General features: G+C 64.8%; 14 protein-coding genes. 6 read left to right on the top strand and 8 right to left on the bottom strand.

From position 1 onward, the window contains the following. Positions 1 to 38 precede the first annotated feature (38 nt). Entirely contained in the window at positions 39 to 848 is an 810-nt protein-coding gene (locus AC1DZP_RS12690) for a transglutaminase-like domain-containing protein (RefSeq protein WP_477302709.1), read from the bottom strand. A 212-nt stretch (positions 849 to 1,060) separates the two neighbouring features. Here AC1DZP_RS12690 and AC1DZP_RS12685 point away from each other — a divergent pair, with 212 nt between their 5' ends. Both AC1DZP_RS12685 and sugE read left to right on the top strand, forming a co-directional pair. Then, positions 1,061 to 1,186 carry a hypothetical protein gene (locus AC1DZP_RS12685; protein WP_013528464.1) on the top strand — a complete coding sequence of 42 codons (126 nt, stop codon included), beginning with the start codon at positions 1,061 to 1,063 and terminating at the stop codon, positions 1,184 to 1,186. A 206-nt stretch (positions 1,187 to 1,392) separates the two neighbouring features. After that, entirely contained in the window at positions 1,393 to 1,707 is a 315-nt protein-coding gene (sugE, locus tag AC1DZP_RS12680; protein WP_477302707.1) for a quaternary ammonium compound efflux SMR transporter SugE, read from the top strand. A gap of 183 nt (positions 1,708 to 1,890) precedes the next feature. On the opposite strand, the gene AC1DZP_RS12675 is transcribed toward sugE, so the two are convergent. Continuing rightward, complete coding sequence (locus tag AC1DZP_RS12675; protein ID WP_184872979.1) at positions 1,891 to 2,319, bottom strand: DUF6481 family protein; 429 nt, start codon at positions 2,317 to 2,319, stop codon at positions 1,891 to 1,893. Positions 2,320 to 2,540: 221 nt separating this feature from the next. Between AC1DZP_RS12675 and AC1DZP_RS12670 the strand changes: the two genes are divergently transcribed. From AC1DZP_RS12670 to AC1DZP_RS12655, 4 genes are all read left to right on the top strand, one after another. After that, complete coding sequence (locus tag AC1DZP_RS12670; protein WP_477302705.1) at positions 2,541 to 3,602, top strand: LLM class flavin-dependent oxidoreductase; 1,062 nt, start codon at positions 2,541 to 2,543, stop codon at positions 3,600 to 3,602. Positions 3,603 to 3,715: 113 nt separating this feature from the next. Beyond that, positions 3,716 to 4,885 carry an AI-2E family transporter gene (locus AC1DZP_RS12665; protein ID WP_477302951.1) on the top strand — a complete coding sequence of 390 codons (1,170 nt, stop codon included), beginning with the start codon at positions 3,716 to 3,718 and terminating at the stop codon, positions 4,883 to 4,885. A gap of 67 nt (positions 4,886 to 4,952) precedes the next feature. Beyond that, positions 4,953 to 5,954 (top strand): LLM class flavin-dependent oxidoreductase, encoded by a 1,002-nt coding sequence (locus AC1DZP_RS12660; RefSeq protein WP_477302703.1) that lies wholly within the window; start codon positions 4,953 to 4,955, stop codon positions 5,952 to 5,954. Between the two features lie 71 nt (positions 5,955 to 6,025). Continuing rightward, entirely contained in the window at positions 6,026 to 6,820 is a 795-nt protein-coding gene (locus AC1DZP_RS12655; protein ID WP_477302701.1) for an inositol monophosphatase family protein, read from the top strand. 39 nt (positions 6,821 to 6,859) lie between these two features. Here AC1DZP_RS12655 and AC1DZP_RS12650 read toward each other — a convergent pair whose 3' ends face one another. The 6 genes from AC1DZP_RS12650 to AC1DZP_RS12625 are packed head-to-tail and all read right to left on the bottom strand — an operon-like array spanning position 6,860 to position 13,987. Continuing rightward, the gene (locus AC1DZP_RS12650; protein WP_095083429.1) at positions 6,860 to 7,321 is read right to left on the bottom strand and encodes a MarR family winged helix-turn-helix transcriptional regulator; all 462 of its coding nucleotides are present in this window, start codon (positions 7,319 to 7,321) and stop codon (positions 6,860 to 6,862) included. Next, entirely contained in the window at positions 7,318 to 7,902 is a 585-nt protein-coding gene (locus tag AC1DZP_RS12645) for an amino acid synthesis family protein (protein ID WP_477302699.1), read from the bottom strand. The genes AC1DZP_RS12650 and AC1DZP_RS12645 overlap by 4 nt, the downstream gene beginning before the upstream one ends. Next, positions 7,895 to 8,776 carry a UPF0280 family protein gene (locus tag AC1DZP_RS12640; RefSeq protein WP_477302697.1) on the bottom strand — a complete coding sequence of 294 codons (882 nt, stop codon included), beginning with the start codon at positions 8,774 to 8,776 and terminating at the stop codon, positions 7,895 to 7,897. The genes AC1DZP_RS12645 and AC1DZP_RS12640 overlap by 8 nt, the downstream gene beginning before the upstream one ends. Continuing rightward, positions 8,776 to 10,317 (bottom strand): 6-hydroxynicotinate reductase, encoded by a 1,542-nt coding sequence (locus AC1DZP_RS12635; protein ID WP_477302695.1) that lies wholly within the window; start codon positions 10,315 to 10,317, stop codon positions 8,776 to 8,778. Before AC1DZP_RS12635 ends, AC1DZP_RS12640 begins: the two co-directional genes overlap by 1 nt. After that, positions 10,314 to 13,109, bottom strand: a complete 2,796-nt coding sequence (locus AC1DZP_RS12630; protein ID WP_477302949.1) for a molybdopterin-dependent oxidoreductase — start codon at positions 13,107 to 13,109, stop codon at positions 10,314 to 10,316. The genes AC1DZP_RS12635 and AC1DZP_RS12630 overlap by 4 nt, the downstream gene beginning before the upstream one ends. A gap of 17 nt (positions 13,110 to 13,126) precedes the next feature. Further along, on the bottom strand, positions 13,127 to 13,987 hold the full coding sequence (locus tag AC1DZP_RS12625) for an FAD binding domain-containing protein (RefSeq protein ID WP_477302693.1): 861 nt from the start codon (positions 13,985 to 13,987) through the stop codon (positions 13,127 to 13,129). Positions 13,988 to 14,200: the final 213 nt, after the last annotated feature.

Here is a 14,200-nt window from a genome sequence, read left to right as displayed (position 1 = left end):
AAGACCATAACGCGCGAACCGTCGGCTCGTTCGGTCGACTATTCGACGATCTCGTCGGTCCAAACTTTGAAACCGGCGAGCGTGCCCGGTCCGAAGATATGGGTCAGCGGCACGTCGGCGGCGTCACGACCGGAGGCGATCAGGATGCGGCCGATGCGCGGCGCATTGTTGCGCGGGTCGAAGGCATGCCAGCGGCCGCCGAGATAGACTTCCATCCAGGCGGCGAAATCCATGCTCGACCACGGCTTCGGCGTGCCGATGTCGCTGATGTAGCCGGTGCAGTAGCGCGTCGGGATGTTGAGCGCCCGGCAGAAGGTGACCGCGAGATGCGCGAAGTCGCGGCAGACACCACTCTGTTCGCGATAGGCTTCCGCAGCGGTGCGTGTCGGCCGCGCATTGCCGTAGTTGAAGACGATATGATTGTGGACGAAGTCGCAGATCGCCTGCACACGCGCAATGCCCAGCGGCGTGTGGCCGAACAGCCGCCATGCCTCGCTCGCCAGAAGGTCGCTCTCGCAAAAGCGGCTGGGCAGCAGAAACAGCAGCGTATCCGCCGGCAGGTCACGCACCTCGTGCTGCCAGGCCATCAGGTCACCCATCTCGAAGGTGCCGGGATCGCGGATCACCGCGTCGGTGCCAAAGGTGAACCGCCCTGGCGGAGCTACGAACCGGTTGCACCAATTGCCGAAACTGTCGCGATAACTCTCGATCGGCACGGGCGGGTTGGAGGTCAAAAAGTCGGGCCGCTCAAGGTCGGAGGCGCGGGAATAGTGAACATTCAGCATCGCGATGAGCGGGGTTTCCTGGGGAAAGTCGAAGCTCATCTCGCAGCCGATATGGATTCGCATTGTCGTCCTGACCGGCCTGCCTGTTCATCGCCCGGCGAAAAGCCGGGCTGATGCTGCAGTGCGAAGATGACCATGGCACGGACCGGCGTGGTTTACGAGCAAATTAGAAACCGGTTAAAAGCGGCCGGCTGGCGGTGTCGATAGGCGCTGGCCTCTTGCAGTCGGACGTTTCTCTTGTTTCACTTCGCTTCCCGCAATCGGAGGAACGAATCATGGCTAAAGGTGCGATGAAGGCAGGCAAGGAAGCCCGCAAGCCGAAGAAGGATGCCAAGAAGCCAGCCCCGGCTCCGGCCCTGAAGGCGCCGCCGGTCAAGGCGATGAAGCTCAAGGACAAGTAGGTCCGGGCAATACCCGTCCGAACGGGATTGCGACCGGCAATGTTGTTGCCGGTCGTTGTTGATCGAGCGCCCGAATTTCTTATATTGGCGGGGCGGGGACGACCTCGCGCTTTCCCCGAAAATCCGGCCGGGACGACCCGCCATTGTTGATTGAGCGTCGGATACCGAATCCGAATTCGGTCCGATGCTTTGATGGAGCGTAGTCGATGGCGTGGATGTTTCTGTTTTTTGCCGGCCTGTTCGAGATCGGCTGGGCAATCGGCCTCAAATACACGGACGGCTTCTCGAAGCTGATGCCGACCGTGCTGACCGTTGCCTCGATGATCGTCAGCCTCACTCTGCTCGGCCTGGCGCTGAAGGCGCTGCCCGTCGGTACCGCCTATGCGGTGTGGACCGGCATCGGCACCGTCGGCACGGCACTGCTCGGCATCTGGCTGCTCGGCGAGCCGGCCACCGCGATCAGGCTGGCCTGCATCGCGCTCATTGTCTGCGGCATCATGGGGCTGAAGTTCGCCGCCTGATCATACCGCTAAAGCGCGTCGCGTTTGGACGGATTCAGATGGCGTGGTTTGGGGAGTTGCTTTTGCGCACGCCGTCCTCCCAAAACCGGGGCCACTTTCGGGCGACATGCATTGGACAAACACGTTCAGGGCCGCTGCAAGGCGACCCTGATCTTTGAAGCAGATTGCTCCGTTGCCTGGAGGCTAGCGGGCGGAGAAGCCCGGAGGCGTCCTGCCCGTGCGCTGTTTGCGCGCTGCATAACGCGCGTCGCGCTTGGCCTTGCGTTCGGCTTCGTCGGCCAGCAAACGGGCGATGCGCTCGTTTTCTTCGGCCTCCCGAATCTTGGCTTCAGCCTGTGCCGCCTCTTCGGCCGCGATGCGTGCCGCTTCGGCTGCTGCCTCGCGCTCGGCCTTCTCGACCGCCTCGCGTGCCAGCTTTTCCTGCTTCAGCCTGGCCTTTTCAGCCTCGCGTATCTGGCGAGCCTCGAGGATTGCCTTGCGTTCGGCCTGTCGTGCCAGCACCGTCGGATCGTCTGCTGCCGGCTTTGACTTGAAGCGCTCCAGAAGCGCCTTCTTTGCCTCGTTTGCGGCATTGCGCCGCTCGAAAATGTCTTTTTCCCTGTAGATAGCCAAGTCCACTTCCCTGAAGTCAATTCGCGACGCTTACATACGCGCGAATGCCGAGAGTTCAAGCGCCAAAACGGCATGCCAGCCATGAAATTCCGCGATGTTGCACCTGGGAGACGTATTTTCGGCCGGAACCGACATGCACTGTTCACCGTCCGCCCCTCTGGCGGCGAGGCGGGTCGATGGCTACCTCTAACCCGAAACTCCAACACCAGGATGACATTCGAATGGAACTCGGTCTCTACACCTTCGCCGACGTCAGCCCGCAGCCGGGCCCCGGCGCCATCGGCCCGCATGAACGACTGCGCAACCTGATCGAGGAGGTCGAACTGGCAGACCAGGTCGGCCTCGACGTCTTCGGTCTCGGCGAGCATCACCGGCCCGACTATGCTGCCTCCGCACCGGTGGTGGCGCTGGCTGCGGCCGCCGAGCGCTCGAAGCGCATCAAGCTGACCAGCGCGGTCACCGTCCTGTCCTCCGATGATCCGGTGCGCGTCTTCCAGCAGTTCGCCACGCTCGATCTTTTGTCGGGCGGCCGCGCCGAGATCATGGCCGGGCGCGGCTCGTTCATCGAATCCTTCCCGCTGTTCGGCTACAATCTGGAGGACTATGACGAGCTGTTCGCCGAAAAGCTCGACCTCCTGCTTGCCATCCGCGATCGTGTGAAGGTCACGTGGTCCGGCAATCTGCGTGCGCCGATCAACGATCGCGGCGTCTATCCCAGGCCGTTCCAGGACAGGTTGCCGGTCTGGATCGCCATCGGCGGCACGCCGCAATCGGCGGCGCGCGCCGGGGCGCTCGGCCTGCCGCTGGCGCTCGCCATCATCGGCGGCGAGCCGGCGCGTTTCGCGCCGCTCTTCGATCTCTATCGGGAGGCGGCCAAGCGCGCCGGCAACGATCCGGCAAGCCTCGCCACCAGCATAAACGTGCACGGCTTCATCGCCGAAACGACCGAGCAGGCGGCCGATGATTTCTACGACCCGCAAGCCGAGGTGATGAACCGCATCGGTCGCGAGCGCGGCTGGGGCCCGACGTCACGGGCGCATTTCGACCAGTCGCGTGGCCCCAATGGCGCCCTGTTCGTCGGCAATCCCGAGCAGGTGGCCGAGAAGATCGTCGCCCAGCACAGGATCTTCGGCAATGACCGCTTCCTGCTGCAGATGGCGATCGGCACCATGCCGCATGCCAGGATCATGAAGGCGATCGAGCTCTACGGCACCAGGGTGGCGCCGATCGTGCGCAGGGAAACGGCGAAGTCCGCGCCGGCGGTGCCGGCGCCCGTTGCATAGGTCAGCGGGAGGTCCGCACTCCGGGCCTTGCCCGACTAACGGAACCCAAGCGCCGGTAGAGGCGTTTTCGTCATTGGATTGCACCAATTGCGGTGCGCCGGTGAGGGTCCATGATGAAAGCCGAACCCGCCGCTTTAGGCACAGGCGTTGCCGAGGCTGAAGACCCGCGCGCAGCGGCACGCGCGGACATGCATCTGATGCGTTCGCTGCTCGTCGGCATCTTCCTGTTCATGGCCATCTACGCGCTTTACTTCGCCCGCGCCTTCTTCATGCCGGTGATCCTGGCTTTCCTGCTGGCGCTGACACTGACACCGATCGTCCGGCTTCTGCGCAGGCGCGGCGTTCCCGAGGTGGTTTCTGCGACCCTTCTGGTGCTGTTGTCGGTCTGCATTTTCGCTAGTGCAGGCTATCTGCTCAGCGGCCCGGTCATAGACCTCATCAACAACACCTCGTCGATCGGCCAGCAGCTCACCGAACGGCTGGCGCAATTGCGGCGTCCGTTCGAGAGGATCATGCAGATCTCGCACCAGATCGAGCAGCTGACCGAGACGTCGCAGGAGTCCGGCATCCAGAAGGTGGCGGTCGCCCAATCAGGCATTCTGTCGTCGGCGGCCAGCAACATCCTGTCGGCGGGAACAGGCCTCACCATCATCTTCGTGCTGTCGCTGTTCCTGCTCGCTTCAGGCACGATGTTCTATGAGAAGATCATCCAGTCCTTCGCCAGCCTCAGTGAAAAGAAGCGCGCGCTGCGCGTCGTTTATGACGTGGAACGGGAAATCTCGCACTATCTGCTCACCGTCACCATCATCAATGCCGGCCTTGGCACGGGGATCGGCCTTGGCTTGTGGGCGCTCGGCATGCCCAACCCGCTGGTCTGGGGCGTCGCCGCCGCCCTGTTCAACTTCCTGCCTTATGTCGGGGCGCTGATGACCATCGTGCTGGTTGCGATCATGGCGCTGATCAGCTTCGACACCATCTCCTACGCGCTGCTGGCGCCGGCCTTCGTGCTGGTGTGCGACATCGTCGAAGGCCAGTTCGTGACACCGATGGTGGTCGGCCGGCGCCTTGAGATCAACGCCGTGGCGATCTTCATCGCCATCGCCTTCTGGTCGTGGCTCTGGGGCTTCGTCGGCGCATTGATGGCGGTTCCGCTGCTGGTCGTCATCAAGGTGTTCTGCGATCATTTCGACGGGCTCAGCCCTGTCGGCAACTTCCTCGCCGCGCAGCACACGGCCGTCGTCGTGGAAGACGACATCGCCGACACGGAATCCGCAAAGAGCTGATCAATATTTTTGAATTTGCGGCGTTGCCGGGCGCTCCCTACATGCGGTCTTACACAGGATCCCGTTCATGACCGCTCTTTCCGTTCTCGACCTGTCGCCGATCATCGAAGGCAGCGATGCCTCCCAGTCGCTCGCGAACTCGCTCGATCTTGCCCGTCATGCCGAGCGGCTGGGTTACAAGCGCTACTGGCTGGCCGAGCATCACAACATGCCGGGCATCGCCAGTGCCGCCACCGCGGTCGTCATTGCCCATGTCGCCGGCGGCACCAGGACCATTCGCGTCGGCGCCGGCGGCATCATGCTGCCCAACCATTCGCCGCTGGTGATTGCCGAACAGTTCGGCACGCTGGCCGCCTTGCATCCGGGCCGCATCGATCTCGGCCTCGGCCGCGCGCCCGGCACCGACATGGGCACCGCACGCGCCTTGCGGCGCAACCTCGAGGCCGGCGTCGATAATTTTCCGCAGGATGTCGTCGAGCTGATGGGCTATTTCCAGCCGGCCACGGAAGGCCAGCGCATCCGCGCCGTGCCGGGCGAGGGCCAGAACGTGCCGATCTGGATCCTCGGTTCCAGCCTCTACGGCGCGCAGCTCGCCGCCATGCTCGGCCTGCCCTATGCCTTTGCCTCGCATTTCGCGCCGGCGGAACTCGACCATGCCCTGGACGTCTACCGCTCGCGCTTCCAGCCTTCGGAGCAGCTCGACAAACCGCATGTGATGCTCGGCCTCAACGTCTTTGCCGCGCCCACCGATGCCGAGGCGCGCCTGCTGTTCACCTCGCTGCAACAGGCTTTCGTCAATCTGCGCACCGGCCGGCCCGGTCGGCTGCCGCCGCCGGTCGAGAACTATGACCGCGATCTCGATCCGATGGCCAAGACCATGCTTGGCCAGGCGCTGTCCTGCGCGGTAGTAGGGTCTCCGGAAACGGTCCGGCAAGGCATCGACGCCTTCGTGCGCCGCACTGGCGCCGACGAGCTGATGGTCACCGCGCAGATCTTCGACCACGCGGCCCGCGTGCGGTCGTTCGAGATCCTGGCCGAGGCCCACAAATCGCTGTCGCAGGCGGCCTGATATTCTTGGCTTGGAGGATACGGGGTGCTTCTGCTAAGGGCGGGGCACCTTCCGCAGGATCGAGCTCCCCCGTGAAAAATGACCATGACGCACGCATGCAGTTTGCCATCGAACTTGCGCGGCGTGCCGGCGAACTCGGCCTGAAGTACTTCCGCGACCTCGACAGCCTGACCATCGAGAGCAAGGGCCATCAGGACCTGGTCTCGGAAGCAGACCGCGAGGTCGAACTGTTCATCCGCGCGGCCATTGCTACCGACTATCCGCAAGACGGCATCGTCGGCGAGGAGCATGCCTCGGTCACCGGCTCGACAGGCTATGACTGGGTGATCGATCCCATCGACGGCACCGCCAATTTCGTGCGCGGCATTCCGGCCTGGTGCGTGGTGATCGCCTGCGCCCTGCATGGCGAGACCGTGGTTGGCGTGATCCACGAACCGTCGACCGGAGAGACGTTTCACGGCCGGCTCGGCGGCGGCGCCTTCGTCAACGGCAGACCGATCAAGACCAGTGCGGTCACCAGTCTGGAAGAAGGATCCGTCGGGACCGGATTTTCAAACCGCGCCGACACCGAAAATGTCGCCGTGCTGGTCCGCATGCTCCTGGCCGAAGGCGGCGTTTTCTTTCGCAACGCCTCGGGTGCCTTGATGCTCGCCTACGTCGCCGCCGGCCGCCTGCTCGGCTATGTCGAGGAGCACATGAACGCCTGGGATTGCCTGGCCGGCATGCTTCTGGTCGAGGAAGCCGGCGGCATGGTCGTGAAACCCGATCCGAAGACGGTGCTGCGGGACGGAACGCTGGTCATCACTGGCGGCAAGGGCGTCTTCCCAAAGCTGCGGGAGCTTTCTTCGGAGGCGTACAAGCTCTGAACGCTACCTTGGGCGAAAGACGCTCGGGCCTGTCGAGCCTCAGGCCAGTTTCGCCAGCAGCTTCATGAATGTGGCGATCTCCTTGGCCGAGAGCGGCGCCAGTGTTTCCTGGGTGATGTCGCGGGCAAGCGGGATCAGGCGTTCGACCGCGTCGCGGCCTTCAGCGGTCAAATTGACCAGCAGCCGCCTCTTGTCGACCTCATGCTTGGAGAGATCGACCAGGCCGCGCGCCTTCAGCCGGTCGATGACACCCTTCACCGTCGCCGCGTCCATGGCAATCAGCGTGCCGAGCTGGTTCTGCGAGGTCTCGCCGACATCGCGCAGCTTGGCCAGCGCCGCGAATTGCGGCGGCGTCAGATCGGCGATATGGGCGGCGAAGATCGAGACATGGCGCTGATGCGCCTTGCGCAGGATGAAACCGACCTGCTCCTGCAAGCGATAGTCGTTTTCGTCAGGCTCTTCGGCCTCGACCAGCTTCAGCAGATTGTCCTCGGCGCTCACCGCAGCCCGTCCCAGGCCTTGATATCCCCGGCCGCCAGGCCGCCCATGCGGTCGTGCACGCGTGGCCCGCAGGTCATGGCCAGGCAGAACAGGATCTCGTCGGGGCGCGGGCCGTCGCTGATGCCGACTTCCATGGCGTCGAAATGGCTGCGCACATAGGCGGCATTGATGTGGCCAAGCGGCACGTCGAGCCTGGAGCCGAAGGCGCCGACCTTCTTTGCCGACGGCACGATCGCCTTGGCATCGCCGAGCCGTTCGCGCATGGCGTATCCGCCGGGCACATGCCAGAGCGCGCCGTGCTCCAGTTCGCCTGATGTGCCGACAATGGCGCCCTTGCCATAGCCGTCGATCTGTTTCACGTCACCGCCGAGCGCCGCGATCAGCCGGTCGGCCAGCAGCAGGCCGAGCGGCTTCAGATCGTCCATGGCGCTCTGCAACTCCTCGACATAGCGCCCGGCGAACGGGTTCTTGACCAGCGCCATGGCGGCGGCGCGACGGCGCGGCACCTTGGCCATCGGTCCGCCCTCGTGAAAGATCTCTTCGGTCAGAACCGCGATCTTGCGGATCGGAAACTCAGGCATGGGCAACTTCCTTCCCTGGACTTTTGTCGGGCGCGGCAAGCGCCATGGAACCACTGATGCGGGTCTGGCCGGCAAGAAACAGCGCCGATGCGGCGATCAATCCCCTGCGGCGGAAATCTTCGGCGACGGCAAGTCCGCCGTCCAGCGCCGTGGCGATTTCCTCTGAGGAAAGCCGGTTGACCTCTTGCGTCACCAGCCGGTCGCCAAGGTCGCTGTCCGGCGCCAGGTCGCGCGCCGGCACGCGCCGGATGGCTGGATGGCCGGGCAGGTCGACGGCATTTGCGATCAGCGTCGCGGCGGCATCGGCCTCGGCCCCGGTCCGCGCCAGCACGGTGACGGCATCGGCGATGCCAAGCGAAAACGAGCGTCCACGCCAGCCGCTGGTGGCGACGCCGCGCACGCCATCGCCGGTATGGATGACAATGCGGTCGGCCAGACCGTGGCCGGTGCCGGCGATGGCAAGCGTCATCGACTGGCCGGCGCCGAGATGGAGGGCGCTGTCACCGCCATTGTTGACATAGGCGCGGTCGAGTTTCCGGCCGGCAAGCATCGCCCCGAGAATTTCGTCGGCTACCGAACCGGCGACGGCGGCCATCGGCGTAATGAAATCTTTCGCCAGGGGCACGACGGCCGCTTCCATGCGCTGCGCTGTCGAACCGGTGAAAGCGCGCGGTCGGCTCGTGGCCGGCTGGCGCAATTCCGGCAATTCCTCGACCAGCTCCGGCAAGATTGTCTGGAAACGCGTAACCGCCTGCTCATAGGCCTGGCGGCATTCATGCGCCTCGCCAAAGGCCTCGACGATCAGGTCGATCGGCCCGTAGTTCAGATGCAGCCGCTTGCCGTCCTGCAGCCAATGCGCTTGCGGGCCGGACATCACCCGGCCCCGTTGGAGCGAACACGGTGCAATTGTGCCAGCGGCGGCCATGGATTGCCGGCCGCGGCACCCGTGCCCCGGCGCGGATTGAGATACTCGCCGCCTTTGGCAATGATATCCTCGACGCTGCGGATTTCGGCCTCGTAGCCGCCAAGCCGGACATAGTCGTCGCGGCGCAGGGTGAATTCGATCGGCGCCACCAACGCCGGGGTCGGCACATAGCCGAAGGCGCCTTCCGGCACCCGCGTGACATCGACCATCAGCGTGATGCCGCCGCCCGGCCAGACATAGACCGGCGCGCCGCCGACCGTCACGTAGGTGCTCAGGCCTTGCACGGAACGGGTCAGATTGACCGGGTTTTCGGTGACGCCGGCGCGCAGCGAACCGCCGGCGCCGCCGATGAACAGCACGGTGCACAGCGCCGGCTCGCAATTGTCCTCGATCAGCCCGACGGACTTTTGCAGCCGCTCCGGGAAGGGTTTCTGCACCGGCTTCAAGTCGTCATCGAGCTCGTAATAGGCAAACTGCTCGCCAGTGGTCGAAACCATCAGCAGCGACAGGCCCGGCCGCGCGCCCTTCTTGGCGTTCCATTCGCCGAGGATCGACAGGGGGTCGGATATGCTGGTGCCGCCCCAGCCGAGGCCGGGATCGGACACCTTGAAATAGCGGCCGGGCGTCGAGCGGCGGCCGATGATTTTTATGCCCGTGTCCTGCCAGCCCAGCACCTTGCCGGCCTGATGCTCGGACACAACGCCGGTGATGTGGTCGTCGACCACCACCACCTCGTCGACCAGCCCGCGCCATTGCGTGGCGAACATGCCGATGGTGGCCGAGCCGCAGCCGACACGCATGCGGTGTTCCTGCTTGCCGTCGATAACCGGTGGTTTGCCGGCTTCGACGATGACGGTGGCTCCGCCGTCGATGCTGAGCTCCACCGGCTTGCGGTTGCACAGATGGAGCATTGCGTCGCAAGTGGCGCGCCCTTCCGACTTCGAGCCGCCGGTCAGGTGGTGCACGCCGCCCAGCGACAGCATCTGCGAGCCGTATTCGCCCGTCGTGACATGGCCGATCGCTTCGCCTTGCGATCGCACTGTAGCCGTCTCGGGCCCGATATGACGGTCGGTGTCGATCTTCACCTTGACGCCGCAGTAGGAGAAGATGCCCTCGGTAACGACGGTGACGAGATCGACGCCTTCGACTTGCTGGCTGACGATGAACGGAGCCGGCTTGTAATCGGGATAGGTGGTGCCCGCACCGATGGCGGTGACGAAGCGGCGGCCGGTGTTGACCAGTTCGCCGTCCCATGCGTCGCCCTCGGCGATGAACGGCACCATGGCCGCGCCGGCCTCGGCCGCGTGGTCGAGGATGGTCAGCGGATCCATGCGCACGATCCTGCCGCCGATATTGCCGTAGCGGTCGCAGGCGCCGGTACGGCCATCGGCGATATAGCACATGACCGGACAGGCATCGCAGCGGATCTTCTCCGCAATCTGCTTTTCGCCGGGATCGTGGGTTTCGAAGCGTTCGGCCAGCTCGCTCATGGGCGTGCCTCCTTTTCGCGAATGGCGGCGCGGATGCGCGTCGGCGTCGCCGGAACCTTGGTGACCAGAACGCCGGTGGCGTGGCGGATGGCGTTGAGGATCGCCGGCGCCGTCGGGATCAGCACATGTTCGCCCAGGCCCTTGGCGCCGAACGGTCCTTCGGGATCCGGGACCTCGATCAGGATGGTCTCGATCGGCGGCACGTCGCCGATGGTCGGAATGACGTAGTCGTGCAAATTCTCGGTGCGGCCGGGGATATACTCCTCCATCAGCGCCATGCCGATGCCTTGCGCGATGCCGCCTTCGATCTGGCCCTCGACCAGCAGCGGGTTGATCGCCTTGCCGACGTCGTGCGCCGCGGTGATCTTGATCAGCTTGACCGTGCCGAGCTTGAGATCGACTTCGAGTTCGGCGATCTGCGCACCGTAGCCATAAACCGCATAGGGCTTGCCCTGGCCCTTGGCGTCGAGCGGCAGTGTCGGCGGGTCGTAGCTTTCCTCGGCGCGGAAGACGAAGCCATCGGCATCCACATCCAAAGCTGCGAGGTCGATGTGGCGCGTGGCCTCGCCCTCGCGGATGATTATCGCCGGGCCATCCAGTTGCAGGGATGCTTTCTCCGAGACATTGGCAAAGCGCAGGATCTTTTCGCGCAAGGCACGGCCGGCCTTTTCGGCAGCCTTGCCGGTCACGAAAGTCTGGCGCGAGGCCGATGTCTTGCCGGCATCGGGGCTGATCGCGGTATCGGCACTCTTAAGCTTGAATTTCTCCAGGGGCAGGCCAAGCGCGTCGGCGCAGATCTGGGTGATGACCGTGTTCGAGCCCTGGCCGATATCGACCGCGCCCTGATGCAGGATGATGTCGCCGCAAGCGGCGATGCCGACGCGGATGGTCGACGGGTTGGGCAGCGAGGTGTTGCCGCAGCCATACCAGCAGGAAGCCACGCCAACGCCACGCTTTCTATCCCTGTTGGTATCGTTGAATGCGGCCGCATCGGCCTTCGCGCGCGCCCAATGCGGCCGTAGCGATTCCAGGCATTCGGCAATGCCGACGCCGGACTCCAGCCGCTGCCCGGTAACCGTTTCGGATCCGTTCCGAAGGCAGTTGTTCAAGCGAAAATCGAGCCGGTCAATGCCCAGTTTGTCAGCCAGCTCGTCATAGAGCGTCTCCTGCATGATCGTCGCTTGCGGCACGCCGAAGCCGCGGAAGGCACCGGAGATCGGCCCATGGGTGTGGATGGCGCGGCCTTCGGCGCGATAGTTCGGTGTCGCATACGGGCCGGAAGCGTGCACCGGCACGCGGTTTGCGACAGTCGGCCCCCAGCTGGCATAGGCGCCGGTGTTGAAGTCGCCGGCAAAGATCATGCCGGTGACATGGCCTTCGGCATCGGCGCCGATGGTCGCCTTCATCTCGGCCGGATGGCGCTTGGTGGTCGATATCATCGATTCATTGCGGGTATAGGCGAGCGCCGCCGGCCGACCGGTCTTCAGCGCCACAAGGCCGATCAAAGGCTGCAGCGAAACGTCAAGCTTGGAGCCGAAGCCGCCGCCGGTCGCGGTCGGCACAATGCGCACCTTGTCGACGGCAAGGCCGAGCACCTTCGCGGTCTCGTCGCGGTCCATATAGGGCGCCTGGGTGCAGGCGACGACGACCAGCGTGTCGCCATCCAGATATGCATAGCCGGCTTCCGGCTCGATATAGGCGTGCTCGACATAGGAGGTGTCGATGGCGCCGGACACGGTGATGGCAGCGCCGGCAAGCGCCGCCTCGGGATCGCCGCGCTCGACAAAGCCGGCGGTGAGCAGGTTCGCCGGGCGATTGTCGTGGATCAACCTGGCGCCGCTGGCCTGCGCCTCGCAAGGCTGCAGGAGATGCGGCAGCTCGCTCCAGAGAATTGGGAAATCCGACAGGTCGAGATCGAGGATGGCCTCGCGCTCGCCGGCGACCAGCGCCACCGCTTCGCCACGAAGGCGTGCGAAACCCTCTGCCAGCGCCGGCTGGTCGGCGAACGGGCCGATGACGCCGAAGCAGTTCTTGCCCGCAATGTCGGCGGCGGTGAAGACACCGGCGATGCCGGGATGCGCCTTCACCCAGTCGTCGAGGTCGCCGAAGGCAAAGCTGGCATGGTAATGCGGCGAGCGCACCACCAGCACGGCCAATGCATCGGCGGGGAAGGAATCGCCGCCGAATTTTTCACCGCCGGTGACCTTCGGCACGCCGTCGAGCCGGATGGGCGAAGAGCCGATCGCATGGCCCGATCGAGGCAAGCGGAAATCGAGGCTTCCTGCCTGCAGGGAGGCATCCATCACCGCCGCGATGATCTTGCGGTAGCCGGTGCAGCGGCAGAGGATGCCGCCCAGCGCGTCCTGGACCTCGATCTCGGTCGGGTTGGGCTTCTTGTCCAGCAATGCCGTGGCCGCGACCAGCAGGGCCGGCGTGCAGATGCCGCACTGTGCCGCGCCATGGTCGAGGAACGAGGCCTGCAGCGCCGACAGCCGGCCATTGGCGAGCCCTTCGACGGTTGTCACAGCCGTTCCCGCCGCGGAAGCCGCCGACATCAGGCAGGCGCAAACCGGATCATCGTCGACCAGCACCGTGCAGGCGCCGCAGTCGCCGGCGTCACAGCCGACCTTGGTGCCGGTCAAAAGCAGTTCGTCGCGCAGCACCGAGGACAGCCGACGCAGCGGCGGCACGTTGACCGAGATGGCTGCGCCGTTCACCTCGAAGGCGATGTCGGCTCGCTCAGGGCCGAGGCGAGGCTGAACGCCGCCCAGGTCGGGCAGCGCTTCACGCATTTCAGGCGATACCTGGCTCATGCCGCCACCACCTCGGGGTCATTCATCAGCCCACAGGCCTTGAGCACGGCTCGGGCAACGATCTCGCGCACCGCATCGAGCCGGTATTCGGCGCTGCCGCGCACATCGGCGATAGGCGACAGCTCAGCCATCGGCGCCGCCAGGACCGCATTCGCGAGCGCCTGGCCGATGGGCAGGCCGCGCAAGGCGGCTTCGACGCCGGCGAGGCGCCTGGCCACCACCGAGCAGGAGCCGGCGGCAACCGCCGCTTCCACGACAATGCCGTTGTCAACCACTAGACGCGCCGCCACCATGGCGATGGAAATGACGAGATAGCGCCGCGCGCCGAGCTTGACGAAAGCCGACGTGCCGGCAGCAGGTTTCGGCACGCGGATGGCCGTGACCAACTCGCCGGGCTGCAAGGCGGTTCGGCGGTTGCCGAGAATGAAGTCCTGCAGCGGCACACAACGTGTCGTTGTCGCCGACCGCAGTTCGACTTCGGCATCGAGGACGAGCAGCGCCGGCACGCCATCGGCGGCCGGCGAGGCGTTGCAGAGATTGCCGGCGACCGAGGCGACGTTCTGGATCTGCGCCGAGCCGACCTCGCGCCCGGCCTGTTTCAGCGCATCGAAGGTCGGCGGCAAGGGGTGGCGGATGATGTCGGTCCAGGTCGTGCGCGCACCGATGACGAAGTGGTCATTCGTCTCGGCAATGCCGCGCAGTGCCGCCAGGCCATTGATGTCGAGAACATTGTCGCGGAAGGGCTTGCTGCCTTGTGCTGGATAGAAATCGGTGCCGCCGGCAAGGATCCGCCATGCGCTCTCGCCAAGCAAAGCGAGCGCTTCGTCGACCGAGGTGGGTTTGGCGTAACGGATCACGCTTTGCCTTCCAGAAAAGAGGCCTTCCAGAAACCGGTATTTTCGAAAGACCATGCCGGCATCGATGCCGGACGAAATTCATTCGTATGCAAATGATATCAACACCGTAGGAATTGTCAAAGCCAGAGTTTTTGGCAGCTCGTCCGGCACGCATTTGTTGTGCCTTGAGAGGTTGACGCCGCCGGCCATCTGGTCGAGTTTCTGCCTCCGGTC

The organism is Mesorhizobium sp. P2_F8 (assembly GCF_056403655.1).
This window is presented reverse-complemented; position numbering and strand designations above follow the sequence as displayed.